We start from the raw sequence: 13,172 nt of genomic DNA, 5'->3' as shown, positions 1-13,172 counted from the left end.
GTCCGGCTCAGGTCGATCCTGTCGTGCAGCGGCGAATTCGGGTCGCGGTTGGCGACGACAGCTGTCACGACACCGACTGTCGATTCGGCCGAACTCGTCGCTTCGAGCCACAGCGGAGTTCTGAGACCACATGGTCTCAGAATGCAGAGGCTACCGTGGAGTGCTCTGCGACACATTGGCGAAACGACACCGACGAAGGAATCTGACATGCGGATGACCTACGACCCGGCCGCCGATGCCGCGTACTGCTACATCGCCGACGGCATCGCCGCAGGTGCGGCTGCACAACGGGTCGTCACGGCGATCGAAAGAGGGACCGTGACGCTCGACATCAGCGCGTCGGGCACGCTGCTCGGCCTCGAAGTCCTCGGCGCACAGCAGGTGCTGCCGCCCGAAGCGCTGGAGCGCACCCGGACCAGTCCGTACGTGGCGGTGGCGCTGTACAAATCGACCTCCGACGCACCCGACTACCGGCCGCTCTACGAAGAGTGCTTCATCCTCGTGTTCGCCGATTCGGTGGAATCCGCGCGGGCGGCAGCGCGGACCAAGGCCGAGGACCAGGAAGCGCGATATCGCAACGAGCGCGGCGACACCGTCACCTGGTCACTCGAGCACCTTGTCGACGTGGCCCCCGCCGTCGACGACAATCTAGAGACCGGCGGAACTTTCTACTCCCGCCACTTCCGCGACTACGACGCCTACCGCCGTATGGAACCGCTACTGGACGGCGATCCACTGTAGCGGCCCAGCTACCGCCCACTGGCATCCGCGCGCAGCGGCGGGCATACCAGGCCGGGCAAGGTGGCGAGCTCGAAGTGCCACCACTCGTTCTCGTAGATCCGGCACAACCCCCACCGGTTACCGTTCACTTCCAGCCACTGCGCACCACCCCGCGGCCCCACATCGATCGCCTGACCCGACACATGCGTCGATTCCGAGGGCGGCAGCACCCAGCGCCGCGCCTCGTCCGGGCTGCCGTAGGTCTGCAGCCCGTTGAGCCACAGCTCTTCCTGCTGCTCCGGCGTGCGATAGCCCGAGGTGATCGACAGCTCCACTCCCTCCGCCTCGGCCTGGTCATGAGCCAGCGAATAGGCCAACGCAAGCTTCGGCTCGAGCCCCTCGGTGCCGCTCGCCGACCCGGTCACCACCCGCTCGTCGACGGGCGTGGCGGACGCGGTCGGCAGGGCCAGTGCGGTGGCGACCAGCACGGGGAACACCGCGACAGGCAGGCCGAGCAGGATCCGATTCCTTTGCACTCCGCACTTCAGCATGGGGGCGATACTAACGGCTTCCTGCGGCAGGTTGCCTCAGGCCCGATTCAGCGGCACAACGGCCGCACGCTGCTCGACAGGCTCGCATACGCCGGAACCGCAGGCCGCGTGGCGCGACGAATTCAGCGACATGCCGGCAAACGGGGTGACAACACCTTGCCCTCGGGACACCGTTGTCCGGAATCCACATCTGACGTAAGGAGTTACCGTCGAGCAAGGCCGAATCGGCGTGTCCCGCAGCGTGTTGTCCACAGGAATGACTCTTGTCCACAATCTATTCCAGTGTTGTGGATCACTGAAGAGTGAGTTCTGCTATCACCGAATCCGGAATCTAGGGCGCCTTCACCAGTTTGATGACAGCATCCGCGTCCGTACCATCGACGAACTCGACCCACACCCGATCCCCTGTCCGCAATGGACCGTCGGCCTCGATGAGCGCGTCCCGCACCATGAGCTCGTCGCACGACTCGGTGGTCACGACACTGAACCCGCCGTCACGATCGGGTATCCACCGCCCGACGATCGCCCACATCGCACGAACTTTATTGCACGACACCCCTTCCCGCACGAACAAACATGGGGAGGCGCACCGACGGGAAGGTCACCGATGCACACCGCATCGGCGACCTCGAGTTCCCCTTGACCACCTGTTCACACTGGTCGACTACGCGCACCTTGTGACGTCGAGCTCGCCCACACCCCCCGCCGGATCTCCTCTGCGGCTTCACGATTCCGGACAATTCGCTCAACGATCTCGCTCCCGTGATCACGCGCATAGGCGACAGCGAGCTCGATCTTGCGGGAATGCAGATCCGATTGCTGGCTCAATACCGCGATCCGGCGTTCGACCGGCCCATCGAGTTCCTCCAGTCGCGCAACGACTTCCCACACATCGGGCCCGGCCGCCAGAGCCGCACGGCGGTCGGTGATGGGGCCGCGGAAAATGATGCCGGGGTGATCGAGCTGGTCGAACTCCTCGCGGATCAGGCGGCTGAGCAATGCGATCGAGCTGGTTCCCTCGCGTGCGGCGCGTTCGGCCAACCGGCGGCCGGCTGATTCGGAGATGCGAAACGTCGTACTCATTGCCCTCCTCGACCTCCATGGCACAACTGTGCGGCGACGTCCTCGATTAAGAGTGCCTGCTGTGACGGCAAACGCCACCCCGGCGATCGGGGTGACATTCGGATGTCCGCATAGTTGCCCGCGATGCGGTCAAACGGCCATATCAGACGCGTTCTTTGGAGCGCGTACGCACCCGAAGCGCAATAGGCTTCTGCGTTTCGGCAAAGAAATCGTTGCCCTTGTCGTCGACCACGATGAAGGCGGGAAAATCTTCGACCTCGATCTTCCAGACCGCTTCCATACCCAGCTCTTCATACTCGAGCACCTCGACGGATTTGATGCAATCCAGCGCGAGTCGCGCGGCCGGCCCGCCGATGGAACCGAGGTAGAAGCCGCCGTGTTCGTTGCACGCCTTGGTCACCTGGGCCGAGCGATTGCCCTTGGCGAGCATGACGAACGAGCCGCCCGCGGCCTGGAACTGGTCGACATAGGAATCCATCCGGCCTGCTGTGGTCGGGCCGAAGGAACCCGATGCGTAGCCCTCGGGGGTCTTGGCCGGGCCCGCGTAGTAGACGGCCATATCGCGCAGGTACTGCGGCATCGGCTCGCCCGCGTCGAGGCGTTCCTTGATCTTGGCGTGCGCGATATCGCGCGCCACCACCAGCGGACCGGTCAGCGAAAGCCGGGTCTTCACCGGATATTTCGACAGTTCCGCGCGGATCTCCGACATCGGCCGGTTCAGATCGATCTTCACCACGTCGCCGCCGAGGATGGAGTCGGTCTGCTCGGGCAGGTAGTGCGCGGGCTCGCGCTCGAGCTGTTCCAGGAACACACCCTCCGGGGTGATCTTGGCGAGAGCCTGCCGGTCGGCCGAGCAAGAGACCGCGATCGCCACCGGGCAGCTGGCGCCGTGACGCGGCAGCCGCACCACGCGCACATCATGGCAGAAGTATTTGCCGCCGAATTGCGCACCGATACCGAAGGATTGGGTGAGCTTGAAGACACCTTCCTCGAGCTCGAGATCACGGAAAGCGTGCGCTGCGAGTGAACCCTCGGTCGGCAGGTTGTCCAGGTAGTGCGCCGAGGCGTATTTCGCCGTCTTCAAAGCGAATTCGGCACTGGTGCCGCCGATGACCACCGCGAGGTGATACGGCGGACAGGCCGCGGTGCCGAGTGAGCGGATCTTCTCGTCGAGGAACTCCAGCATGCGCTCGGGGTTCAGGACCGCCTTGGTCTCCTGATAGAGGAACGACTTGTTCGCCGAGCCGCCGCCTTTGGCCATGAACAAGAACTTGTAGGACGGATGCGCGGGATCACCCTGGGTGGAGTACAACTCGATCTGGGCGGGCAGGTTGGTCCCGGTGTTCTTCTCGTCCCACATGGTGATCGGCGCGAGCTGGGAGTAGCGCAGGTTCAGCTTGGTATAGGCATCGAACACGCCCCTGCTGATCCATTCGGCGTCGTCTACGCCGGTCAGCACACCCTCGGACTTCTTGCCCATGACAATTGCGGTGCCGGTGTCCTGACACATCGGCAGGATGCCGCCCGCCGAGATGTTCACGTTCTTGAGCAGGTCGAGCGCGACGAAGCGGTCGTTGCCGCTGGACTCCGGGTCATCGATGATCTTGCGCAGCTGGGACAGGTGCGCGGGTCGCAGATAGTGGCTGATGTCGTGCATCGCCTCGGCGGTGAGCAGCCGCAGCGCCTCGGGCTCGACCTGCAGGAACGTCCGGCCGTTGACTTCGAAGGTACTGACGCCCTCGGTGGTGATCAACCGGTAGGGGGTGTCGTCGGCCCCGATCGGCAGCAGATCTGAATAGCGGAAATCCGGCGCGGTCACGGGACGCACTCCTTCGGGCGGGCCTGCGGCTGAGTACAGCCGGGGCTGGTCATGAGCACAGGAAGCGTATCCACCACCCAGGAGCCGACCGATGCTTAGGCAAGCCTAATAGGCATCGTCGGACGAGGTCCATCCGCGGCCTGCGTTGGGCCGAGCGAAAGCGAGTCGGCCGCCTTCCTGTGGACATTGCCAATAAGGTTGCACGTTCAACCCCGTAGTGCTACCTCTCAGTTCTGACAAGTTGTCAGCGGGTCGACTGGCACGCGACAATTTATATGACATGTCAGAGTTTGGAGCGCTATCGTGACCGATCCCCAGTGGCTCGATGACGTCGAAATGCGTGCGTGGCTCGGCTTCGTGCGCACCCGCGATCTCATCGCCGCGGCGGTCGGGCGCGACTCGTCCCGCGAGTCGAACCTCACCTACGTCGAATACTCGGTCCTTGCCTATCTCGCCGACTCCCCCGACCATCGGCTCACCTTCGCCGACCTGGCCGCGAAGCTCGAGTGGTCGCAGAGCAGGCTTTCCCACCAGATCACCAGGATGGAGAAACGCTGCTTGGTCGCACGGGAGCCGATCCCCGACGACGCCCGCCGCACGGCGGCACGGTTGACACCGCGCGGCGCCGAAGTCCTCGCGACCGCCGCGCCCGCCCACGTCGACAGCGTGCGCCGACACATGGTCGACATCCTCGACCGTCAGCAACTAGCCGCGCTCGCAGATATTTACGACACCCTGCTCGCCCACCATCGCAAGGCGGTGGCTCCGGACTGACCGAACATGGCTGGCTCGCAATGTAAGCCACAGCCCTGCGGCGCAGATCCCAGGTCGGCCCACGCTGCCCCGGACGCGGTCCGGGGCAGCCATCCACCGACTATCCGGCGACGACCGGCTCCGAGGCCGCGCGCGCTGGAACATCGACGGGGCGCGCGGGGATCCCGAGCGCACGCTCGAAGCCCTCCGGCACGATCAGGTCCGACCGATCCAGGTCCTGCACCGACGTCTTACGCAGCCCGAGCAGCGCCGAGTCGATGCCGCCGCGCAGGATGTCGAGGACATTCTCGACGCCGGCCTGGCCGTTGGCGGCCAGGCCCCACAGGTAGGCGCGACCGATCATCACCGCGCGCGCACCGAGCGCGACCGCCTTCACCACATCGCTACCGCGACGGATGCCGCCGTCGAGCACCACGTCGATCTGCGAGCCGACGGCATCGGCGACGACGGGCAGCGCTCGGATTGCGGCGGGGGTGCCGTCGAGATTGTTGCCGCCGTGGTTCGAGACAGAGATAGCGGCCACGCCCGAATCGACCGCGCGCAGTGCGTCGTCCACGCGCATCACGCCCTTGAGCATGACCGGGCCCGCCCATTGCTCGCAGATCCACTGCACGTCGGCCCAGTCGGGTGCGGGGGTGCCCATCCATTCGCCGTAGGCGCCGAAGAACCCCGGTGCGGGTCCGTCGCCGATGGCCATATTCGGCGCGGTGAGGTCGGGAATGTGGCCCGACTTCAAGTAGGTGCTCAGCCACCGCGGCTTGATCAGGGTCTGCGGCGCGAAGCGCAGCATGGCACGCAGATCGAGCTTCTCCGGAATCACCGGACTGCCCCAGTCGCGGCCGTGCGAGAACGACCAGTCGAGGGTCAGGATCAGCCCGACGGCGCCCGCTGTCTTCGCCCGCTCCATCCGCTGCAGGATCTCGTCTTTGCTGCCGCACCAGTAGAGCTGGAAGAAGGTCGACGGGTTGGCCGCGATCACCTCTTGGATGGGCTTGCTGGCGAAGGAGCTGAGCCCCATCGCGATCCCGCGTGCCGCCGCGGCGCGGGCGACGGCCACTTCACCATCGGGGTGCACGGCCTGCACGCCGGTCGGCGAGATCAGCACCGGCATCGAAAGCTGCTGCCCCAGTACGGTTGTCGACTGATCTCGGTCACCGATCGGACCAGCGACATGGGGTGCGAAGCCGAGCTCGGTGAAGGCGAGCTGGTTCTCCTCGATGGTCTGGCCACGCTCGGATCCGGCGATCAGCGCGCCGTACACGGATTTCGGCAAACGTTTCTTCGCACGCCGCTGCGCCTCGGCGACTGTTTCGAACCACGGGTTCATGTTCCGGTCCTTTCCCGGGAAGCTGCCGGCCACCACAGCCGGATCTGGTCGTTCAGATCGGTGATCAGATGCGCGAGCAGCGCTGTGCCTTCGTCCGCAGTCGCGCCCGCCGGGTCGCCGAGTACACCGTTGGCACTCACCGCACGAACTCCCCCCACGCGCATCAGCGGCAGGATCTCGATCAACGGCCGGGTATCACCGGCAACCGCGCGCTCGACGCGGACCCGGCCCGGCGCCAGCGCCAGCTGAATCGAGGTCTCCGAGCGCCCCGCGTGCGGATCGCCCTGATATCGGGGCATATATATGTGCACGTCACGGGATTCGCCGCGCAACAGTGCGCACGCCTTGCGCAGCGGCTCCAGATTGCCGCCGTGCCCGCTGACCAGCAGGATGCGGTCGAACGTTTCGGTGGCCGAACGGCACAGCTCGATGATCAGCAGCTCCAACGCGGCCTGCCCGATCGACAGGGTGCCGGGGAAGCCCGCGTGCTCACCGCTGGAGCCGTACGGGACAGCAGGCGCGACAAACACATCCGGCCGCAGCGCGGCCAGCCGCGTGCACAATGCCACCGCGATGTCGGTGTCCGTGGACAGTGGCAGATGCGGACCGTGCTGTTCGGTGGCGCCCACCGGCACGGCCAGAATCACCCCCGCGGCGGCACGCTCGCCCGCCTCGGGCCACGTGAGATCCGCCACCTGGACATTTTCGAACACGTCGCGAGATTATCGTCAGTCACTGACATAATCAATAGCCGTGACACCTCCGACGCGCGGTCGCCCCAGGGGCACAACCAAGCGCGAACTCGAGCTGATCGCCATGCGCCTGTTCACCGAACAGGGCTTCGACGAGACGACCGTCGAGCAGATCGCCGCGGCCGCGGGCATCAGCGGACGCACCTTCTTCCGCTACTTCCCCACCAAGGCGGAAGTGCTCTGGTACCAGTTCGACGACGAGGTCGCCGCGCTGCGCGAAGCCTTCGCCACGGTGCCCGACGAGGTGCCGATGATGGCTGCCGTACGCCGAGTTGTGGTGAACGCCAACCGATATCGCGCTGAAGACGTCGCCGAGCTGCGCACCCGCATGCAGCTAGTCGGCGCCGTCCCCGCACTCGCCGCCACCGCGGGCGCGCACTACGACGCCTGGGAACGCGCGGTCAGCGCCTTCGCCGCGCAACGGCTCGGCGAGCCGGAGGACGCACTGCTCCCCCTCGCCGTCGGGCGCACCACCCTCGCCGCCGCGCGCGCCGCCTTCGATGCCTGGCTCGCCAGGGCCGACGCGGACCTGACGGTCTACCTCGACGCGGCGCTGGCTGGTCTGGCTCGCGGATTCGCGCCGCCACCGTGAAACCCGGCGAACGACCGGCAGGTTTCGCCAGCAACTCCGGTGGGGTATGACTAGGCTCGGTAGCGGCTCGCAGCCGAACGCACGAATCCCGACCCACCCGTCGAAAGGGGCTGGAGTTTCCATGTCCGAGGTGTCCATGAGCCTTTCGGCGGATTCCCTTACCGCAGGACCGGTCGACAACCTGCTTCCACAGTTGGTCGAACACCTGCGGCAGAACCGCACCGCGCTGCGCGAGGAATGGGCTCGGCGTATCACCGATGCCCAGCTGCTGACCGCAATGACCCCCGAGGAGATCTTCTCCGAGGCGACCTCCGTCTACGACAACTACGTCGAGGTGCTCGAGACCGGTAGCGTCGAAGCGCTGCAGGCCTACGCACGCGATCTCTCCGAGCGCATCATTCCGAGAGGAGTCGAGACCGACGAGGTCCTCGGCATCGTGCTGTTGCTGCGTGACGTGCTCGCCCGCTCGCTGTTCGAGAAGTACCAAGCCGACTTCGAGCTACTGAATGCTGTGCTCGACGCATACGAACCGGCCGCCAACCGCATCGCGAGCACCGTGGCCATCTCCTTCGTGCAGGAGCGCGAGCGAGTTATCCGGCAGCAGCAGGAAGCCATTCGCGAGCTGTCGACCCCGGTACTGCAGGTCCGTGAGCAGCTGCTCATCCTGCCGATCATCGGTGTTCTCGACAGTCAGCGTGCGCGCCAGCTCACCGAGCAGCTGCTGCGCGCGATCCGCGCCAACCGCGCGAAGGTCGTCGTCATCGACATCACCGGTGTGCCCGCGATCGACTCTACGGTGGCCAACCACCTGGTGCAGACCGTCGACGCGTCGGGCCTGATGGGCGCGAACGTCATCATCACCGGTCTGTCCTCGGAGATCGCTCTGACACTGGTGACCATCGGACTCGATCTGTCCAAGATGAATGCCGTCGGCGACCTGCAGGGCGGTATCGAGGAAGCCGAACGTTTGCTGGGCTACGAGGTGACCCGCGTGACGGATCGGCCCATCGAACGCGACGGACGCTGATCAGGCGAACTGATGCCGGTCCCGATACTCAAGCAAGGCACATTCCTCATCGCGTCGGTACAGTCCGCACTGACCGACGCCGACACCGAGCGCCTGCAAGACGACCTGATGAAGCAGGTCAGCAAATATCGGGCGCACGGCATCATCGTCGACGTCACGGCGATCGATGTAATGGATTCTTTCGCAGCGAGATCGCTGCGTACCATCGCGCACATGACGCAGCTCCGCGGTGCCGAAACGGTCATCGTCGGATTGCAACCCGAAGTCGCGTTCGCCATGGTTCAGCTCGGGCTCACGTTCGAAGACATGCACACGGCCCTCGACCTCGAAGAGGGCCTCGCCTGGCTGAACCGCAAAACTCCAGCCCGTCGCCAGCGAGATGGTCGTGACAGTGGCCGCTGAGAACTTGGTGATCGCGGTCAGGGTGTCCGGGGACATCGTGATCGCACGACAGGCCGGACGTGAACTGGCAGCCAAGCTCGGATTCTCTCTGACCGATCGAACAATGATCTCGACAGCTATCTCCGAGATTGCTCGCAACATCACCAGCTACGCAGGCAGCGGCGAGATCCGGTTGCTGGTCGACGACCGGGAGGGTCGTCAAGCGCTGGTGGTTCAGGCCGAGGACCAAGGTCCCGGCATCATCGACATTGCCCGCGCGCTGGACGATGGCTACTCCACCGGACGTGGCCTCGGTCTCGGCCTGCCCGGCGCCCGACGATTGATGGACCGCCTGATCATCGATTCGGCGCCCGGACGCGGAACGTTGATCGAGATGTGGAAGTGGGTACCCAACGGTGCATGAGGACGGGTTCATCGGCCGAATCGAGTGGGCGGTGGCCGGTCGCGCGCTGCCGGGCCAACAGGTTTCCGGTGATCGCTGTGTGGTCCTCGACGCGGGCAACGGCACCGTGCTCTTCGCCGTGCTCGACGGCCTCGGCCATGGCGCCGCCGCCGCCGACGCCTCCGATCGCGCCGCACAGATACTCGCGGAAAACCGCGCCGAACCATTGGACGTCCTGATGGTGCTGTGTCATCGAGCCATGGCCGAAACCCGCGGCGCGGCAGTATCTTTAGTGCTTTTCGACGATGCGGATACGGTGCGCTGGCTCGGCGTCGGGAACGTCGATTCCCAGGTGCTCACCCGTGGCCCCATCGGGCTGACGATCCGCGCGACGGTGCTGTTGACGGGCGGCATCGTCGGCTACCGGCTACCGCAGAACCTACAACCGCAGACCGTGGCGGTACGTCAGGGCGACCTACTACTGATGTCGACCGACGGTATCGTCATCGACTCGCTCGACAGCATCGATCTGTCGAAGTCCACGGCCGACATCACCGCCGATATCCTCGCCAAGCATGCCAAAGACACCGATGACGCCTTGGTCCTCGCCGCACGTCATCGGGGTGGCCCACCGGATGTGTTGACATGACCGCTGCGCTGGCCGCATTTCGGGACGCCTACGCGGATGCGCTTCGGCGGCACTTGGATGCGCCGACGCAGGCCGGCCTCGCCGAAGGCTACGACCTCGGCCGCCGCGCCCTCGTCGAAGGCATCAGCCTGCTCGACCTCACCGAAAACCACTTCCGCGTCGTACAAGCCGCCCAGCAGCCCGCCGACGACCAGGACGTCAAGCTCGCCGAGACGGCGCTGGAATTCCTATTGCAGACCCTCGCCGCGCTGGACATCGCCACCAGAGGGTTCCTCGACGGCAACCGCCGCTACGAGCAACAGCGTTCCCGCGCAGACGATCTCGCGGGCCGCGACGCCTTCCGCACCGCGCTGGTCGAATCACTGCAGGACGGCTTCTTCGTTGCCGACTCGCACGCCACCATCGTCGAGGTCAATTCCGCCTTCGGCGCGCTGACCGGGTACGGCGCCGCCGACATCCCCTACCCGCTGCCGCATCCGTGGTCGATGCCCGAGGGCCTGCGCTATCCCGATCTCGGCACCGAGGCACAGCGCTTCGTCATTCCGATCCAGCATCGTGACGGCCGCACGGTCTGGCTCGCGGTGAGCACGAGTGCCCTCATCAAGCCGGACGACAATGAGCAGATCTTCGTCGGCACCATTCGCGATGTGACGGCCGAACACGACGCCCAGGCCCGCGATCAGGCCGCTTCCCGGCTGGCCACCGCCGTCGGCGCGGCCACCAGCGTGGTCGAGGTGCTCGCCGTCGGGCTGGATGAGCTGCGACGCACGGTCGGCGCCGAGACCGCGGTGGTTTCGGTCTGGCCGAGCCGCAACACCGGTCCCGAGGTCTATGTCTCCGGCGGCACGCAGGTCACCGACCGCCCCGCGAACACCGGCCAGATCCAGTCGACAGGCGATGCGACCAGAAAACCCTCGCCTGCCAATGCGCTCGACGCACGGGCTCGTGCGCTGCTCGATCGGGCACGACGCAGGCCCGGCCGCAGCCTGATCGCGATCCCGGAGGGCACCGAAAGCTCCGAGGGCATCGTCGCTCCACTCGGCGAGACCGGTGATGCCGCGTTGTGGTTGCGCTTCGCCGCGCCGCGCGCGATCAGTGCCGCGGACTGGACCTTGTTCTCCCTGCTCATCGGCCACTTGAGCCTGGCGGTGCAGCGGGCGCGCAACTTCGATCAAGCGCGTTCCACCTCGCTGACACTGCAGCGTGCCATGCTCGGCCCGATCGAGCTGCCGCCGCGGTTCTCCGTGCACTACGAGCCCGCGTTGCCGCCTTTGGAAATCGGCGGCGACTGGTACGACGTGGTGCCGCTGCGGGACGGGACAATCGGCATCGTGGTCGGCGACTGCGTCGGACGAGGGCTGTCCGCCGCCGTGGTGATGGGCCAATTGCGCACGGCCGCACAGACGTTGCTGCTCGGGGGCGCGGGGCCGGCCCAATTGCTCGCCGAGCTCGATACCGTCGCAGCGCGCATTCCCGGTGCCATGTGCACCACCGTGTGCGCGGCGGTGCTCGACCCGGTGCGCGGGCTGGTCCGCTACAGCAGCGCCGGTCATATGCCGCCGATCCTCGCCGACGTGAGCGAACCGGGCAGGCTGCTCGAGGGCGGCCGATCGGTGCCGCTGGCCACCTTCGACGTGCCGCGGCGCCCAGAGGCGACTACAGCGCTCGCACCCGGCTCGACGCTGGTGCTGTTCACCGACGGGTTGGTCGAACAGCGCGGTGTCGACATCGATGACAGCTTCGCGAAGATCTGCGCGGTGCTCGCGGACACCCCCGGCCGACTACCACGGGAGGTGGCCGACGCGGTGCTGTCGCGGCTGCGCCCGGCCGCGGGCTACGACGACGACGTCGCCATGGTTGTCTACCGCCAGCCGCCCGCTCCACTGCGACTGGACGTGCCCGCCAACCCCGATCAGCTCTCGGCGATGCGCCGGAGCCTGAAGGCCTGGCTGGCCGCCGCCGCGGTGCCGCACGATCTCGCCTCGGATCTGATCGCGGCCGCGAACGAGGCGTGCAGCAACAGCATCGAACACGCCTACCGCGACGGTGAGCTGCCCGTGAGCCGACCCGTGCGGTCCACCGACGCATCGATGGGCCGCGCCACCGGTGCCACCGACGCGTCGGACGCGGGCCGAGTCCAGCTCACGGCCGAATGCGACACCCAGACGGTGGTCATCGTGGTCACCGACACCGGGACATGGAAGCCACGCTCGGCCGACCCCGGCTATCGCGGCCGCGGCATCGACATGATGCGAGCACTGACCGAGGAGCTGGAGATCGATCACACAGGCCCCGGCACCACCGTCCGTATGTCGGTCACGCTGCCCGCGATCAAATCCCCGGTGGCGAACCCGCTGCGCGGCACACAACGCCGCATTTCCAGCTGACGACGCGTCGATATCGGCGTACCGGAGGTTCCGATCGCACCGCCGCCGGCTAGGCAGGCGAGGTGGTTTTCCCGGTCGCGTCTGCGTAGCGCCTCAGACGCGACCGGGAAAACCTCGGGTGCGCGACGATCCTTTTCCCACACAACGGGTTTCGGTGAAGTCGTTCGAGACTGTCACGCGCGCAATAACAGTCGCGGCGGGTTATTTACGGTGACCGGATGCCCTCCCGGGATGTGACAGATCACCGGTTGCGTCGCTCGGAGCGGCCATCACGCGACGCCACCAGGCGTCCAACGGGCTCGGGTCGGGCCAGATCACCGGCACCTGCTCGAAGTCGTCGTCGTGTTCGGTTCCGATTCCCTGGACCATCATCGTCTCCTCGGCAGGCAGATTCTCCGTGCCGGGCACCCCAACTCTGCGGCACCCGGCCGAATGCATTACCCGGGCCCCGCCAGCCGAATCAATCTTCAGATCGTGGGGCGCAACGAGGGCGCCAGGTCGGACCGCGTGGGTCCTACATGCCCCCATTTTAGATCAGAATTCGTCGGTAAATGAGGGTTACGGCGAGTGCGGACAACAGAATCCGACATTCACCAGGTCAACATGCATCGATGTGCTTACACTGTCGCGCATTTCACCAACTGATGGTCCGGTCGGAGCTGAGGTGGTCGTGCCGGAACGCTCGGGCGACACGACCGACCTCGGAC

15 protein-coding genes are annotated in these 13,172 nt (G+C 66.1%); 8 read left to right on the top strand and 7 right to left on the bottom strand.

What is annotated here, in order from left to right:
- The first annotated feature begins 207 nt into the window (after positions 1-207).
- Positions 208-741, top strand: coding sequence for a DUF4288 domain-containing protein (locus tag ACLMAL_RS03425; protein WP_411997725.1), 534 nt, complete (start codon positions 208-210; stop codon positions 739-741).
- A gap of 8 nt (positions 742-749) precedes the next feature.
- Here the strand turns inward: ACLMAL_RS03425 and ACLMAL_RS03420 are convergent, their stop codons facing one another.
- From ACLMAL_RS03420 to ACLMAL_RS03405, 4 genes are all read right to left on the bottom strand, one after another.
- Positions 750-1,271, bottom strand: a complete 522-nt coding sequence (locus ACLMAL_RS03420; RefSeq protein ID WP_411997724.1) for a M15 family metallopeptidase — start codon at positions 1,269-1,271, stop codon at positions 750-752.
- A gap of 331 nt (positions 1,272-1,602) precedes the next feature.
- Positions 1,603-1,803 carry a hypothetical protein gene (locus tag ACLMAL_RS03415; protein WP_411997723.1) on the bottom strand — a complete coding sequence of 67 codons (201 nt, stop codon included), beginning with the start codon at positions 1,801-1,803 and terminating at the stop codon, positions 1,603-1,605.
- Positions 1,804-1,922: 119 nt separating this feature from the next.
- Positions 1,923-2,354 (bottom strand): hypothetical protein, encoded by a 432-nt coding sequence (locus tag ACLMAL_RS03410; protein ID WP_411997722.1) that lies wholly within the window; start codon positions 2,352-2,354, stop codon positions 1,923-1,925.
- 142 nt (positions 2,355-2,496) lie between these two features.
- Positions 2,497-4,173 carry a fumarate hydratase gene (locus tag ACLMAL_RS03405; protein ID WP_411997721.1) on the bottom strand — a complete coding sequence of 559 codons (1,677 nt, stop codon included), beginning with the start codon at positions 4,171-4,173 and terminating at the stop codon, positions 2,497-2,499.
- Positions 4,174-4,476: 303 nt separating this feature from the next.
- Between ACLMAL_RS03405 and ACLMAL_RS03400 the strand changes: the two genes are divergently transcribed.
- The gene (locus ACLMAL_RS03400) at positions 4,477-4,947 is read left to right on the top strand and encodes a MarR family winged helix-turn-helix transcriptional regulator (RefSeq protein ID WP_411997720.1); all 471 of its coding nucleotides are present in this window, start codon (positions 4,477-4,479) and stop codon (positions 4,945-4,947) included.
- Between the two features lie 100 nt (positions 4,948-5,047).
- Here ACLMAL_RS03400 and mftD read toward each other — a convergent pair whose 3' ends face one another.
- Together mftD and mftE are read right to left on the bottom strand one after the other, a co-directional pair.
- Positions 5,048-6,274 (bottom strand): pre-mycofactocin synthase MftD, encoded by a 1,227-nt coding sequence (gene mftD / locus ACLMAL_RS03395; protein ID WP_411997719.1) that lies wholly within the window; start codon positions 6,272-6,274, stop codon positions 5,048-5,050.
- The gene (gene mftE, locus ACLMAL_RS03390; protein WP_411997718.1) at positions 6,271-6,987 is read right to left on the bottom strand and encodes a mycofactocin biosynthesis peptidyl-dipeptidase MftE; all 717 of its coding nucleotides are present in this window, start codon (positions 6,985-6,987) and stop codon (positions 6,271-6,273) included. Before mftE ends, mftD begins: the two co-directional genes overlap by 4 nt.
- A gap of 40 nt (positions 6,988-7,027) precedes the next feature.
- On the opposite strand from mftE, the gene mftR reads away from it, so the two are divergent.
- From mftR to ACLMAL_RS03360, 6 genes are all read left to right on the top strand, one after another.
- A complete protein-coding gene (gene mftR, locus ACLMAL_RS03385) occupies positions 7,028-7,618 on the top strand; it encodes a mycofactocin system transcriptional regulator (protein ID WP_406229752.1) in 591 nt (196 codons plus the stop codon).
- A gap of 121 nt (positions 7,619-7,739) precedes the next feature.
- The gene (locus ACLMAL_RS03380; protein WP_328400289.1) at positions 7,740-8,645 is read left to right on the top strand and encodes an STAS domain-containing protein; all 906 of its coding nucleotides are present in this window, start codon (positions 7,740-7,742) and stop codon (positions 8,643-8,645) included.
- A 12-nt stretch (positions 8,646-8,657) separates the two neighbouring features.
- Positions 8,658-9,047, top strand: a complete 390-nt coding sequence (locus ACLMAL_RS03375; RefSeq protein ID WP_328400287.1) for an STAS domain-containing protein — start codon at positions 8,658-8,660, stop codon at positions 9,045-9,047.
- Positions 9,025-9,450: an ATP-binding protein gene (locus ACLMAL_RS03370; RefSeq protein ID WP_328400284.1), complete on the top strand. Its 426-nt coding sequence runs from the start codon at positions 9,025-9,027 to the stop codon at positions 9,448-9,450. Before ACLMAL_RS03375 ends, ACLMAL_RS03370 begins: the two co-directional genes overlap by 23 nt.
- Positions 9,443-10,078 (top strand): SpoIIE family protein phosphatase, encoded by a 636-nt coding sequence (locus ACLMAL_RS03365; RefSeq protein ID WP_411997717.1) that lies wholly within the window; start codon positions 9,443-9,445, stop codon positions 10,076-10,078. Before ACLMAL_RS03370 ends, ACLMAL_RS03365 begins: the two co-directional genes overlap by 8 nt.
- Positions 10,075-12,465: a SpoIIE family protein phosphatase gene (locus ACLMAL_RS03360; protein ID WP_411997716.1), complete on the top strand. Its 2,391-nt coding sequence runs from the start codon at positions 10,075-10,077 to the stop codon at positions 12,463-12,465. The genes ACLMAL_RS03365 and ACLMAL_RS03360 overlap by 4 nt, the downstream gene beginning before the upstream one ends.
- A 201-nt stretch (positions 12,466-12,666) precedes the next feature.
- Here the strand turns inward: ACLMAL_RS03360 and ACLMAL_RS03355 are convergent, their stop codons facing one another.
- Positions 12,667-12,834 (bottom strand): hypothetical protein, encoded by a 168-nt coding sequence (locus ACLMAL_RS03355; protein WP_411997715.1) that lies wholly within the window; start codon positions 12,832-12,834, stop codon positions 12,667-12,669.
- Positions 12,835-13,172: the final 338 nt, after the last annotated feature.

Origin of the sequence: Nocardia sp. CWNU-33, assembly GCF_046764895.1 — a bacterium.
In the GTDB taxonomy this organism is placed as follows: Bacteria; Actinomycetota; Actinomycetes; order Mycobacteriales; family Mycobacteriaceae; genus Nocardia.
This window is presented reverse-complemented; position numbering and strand designations above follow the sequence as displayed.

What these genes read in the sequence shown, in the direction of transcription:
- ACLMAL_RS03425 (WP_411997725.1), top strand. Translation starts at nt 208, where the DNA reads ATGCGGATGACCTACGACCCGGCCGCCGATGCCGCGTACTGCTACATC.
- ACLMAL_RS03420 (WP_411997724.1), bottom strand. Translation starts at nt 1,271, where the DNA reads ATGCTGAAGTGCGGAGTGCAAAGGAATCGGATCCTGCTCGGCCTGCCT.
- ACLMAL_RS03415 (WP_411997723.1), bottom strand. Translation starts at nt 1,803, where the DNA reads ATGTGGGCGATCGTCGGGCGGTGGATACCCGATCGTGACGGCGGGTTC.
- ACLMAL_RS03410 (WP_411997722.1), bottom strand. Translation starts at nt 2,354, where the DNA reads ATGAGTACGACGTTTCGCATCTCCGAATCAGCCGGCCGCCGGTTGGCC.
- mftD (WP_411997719.1), bottom strand. Translation starts at nt 6,274, where the DNA reads ATGAACCCGTGGTTCGAAACAGTCGCCGAGGCGCAGCGGCGTGCGAAG.
- ACLMAL_RS03380 (WP_328400289.1), top strand. Translation starts at nt 7,740, where the DNA reads ATGTCCGAGGTGTCCATGAGCCTTTCGGCGGATTCCCTTACCGCAGGA.
- ACLMAL_RS03375 (WP_328400287.1), top strand. Translation starts at nt 8,658, where the DNA reads ATGCCGGTCCCGATACTCAAGCAAGGCACATTCCTCATCGCGTCGGTA.
- ACLMAL_RS03370 (WP_328400284.1), top strand. Translation starts at nt 9,025, where the DNA reads ATGGTCGTGACAGTGGCCGCTGAGAACTTGGTGATCGCGGTCAGGGTG.
- ACLMAL_RS03360 (WP_411997716.1), top strand. Translation starts at nt 10,075, where the DNA reads ATGACCGCTGCGCTGGCCGCATTTCGGGACGCCTACGCGGATGCGCTT.
- ACLMAL_RS03355 (WP_411997715.1), bottom strand. Translation starts at nt 12,834, where the DNA reads ATGGTCCAGGGAATCGGAACCGAACACGACGACGACTTCGAGCAGGTG.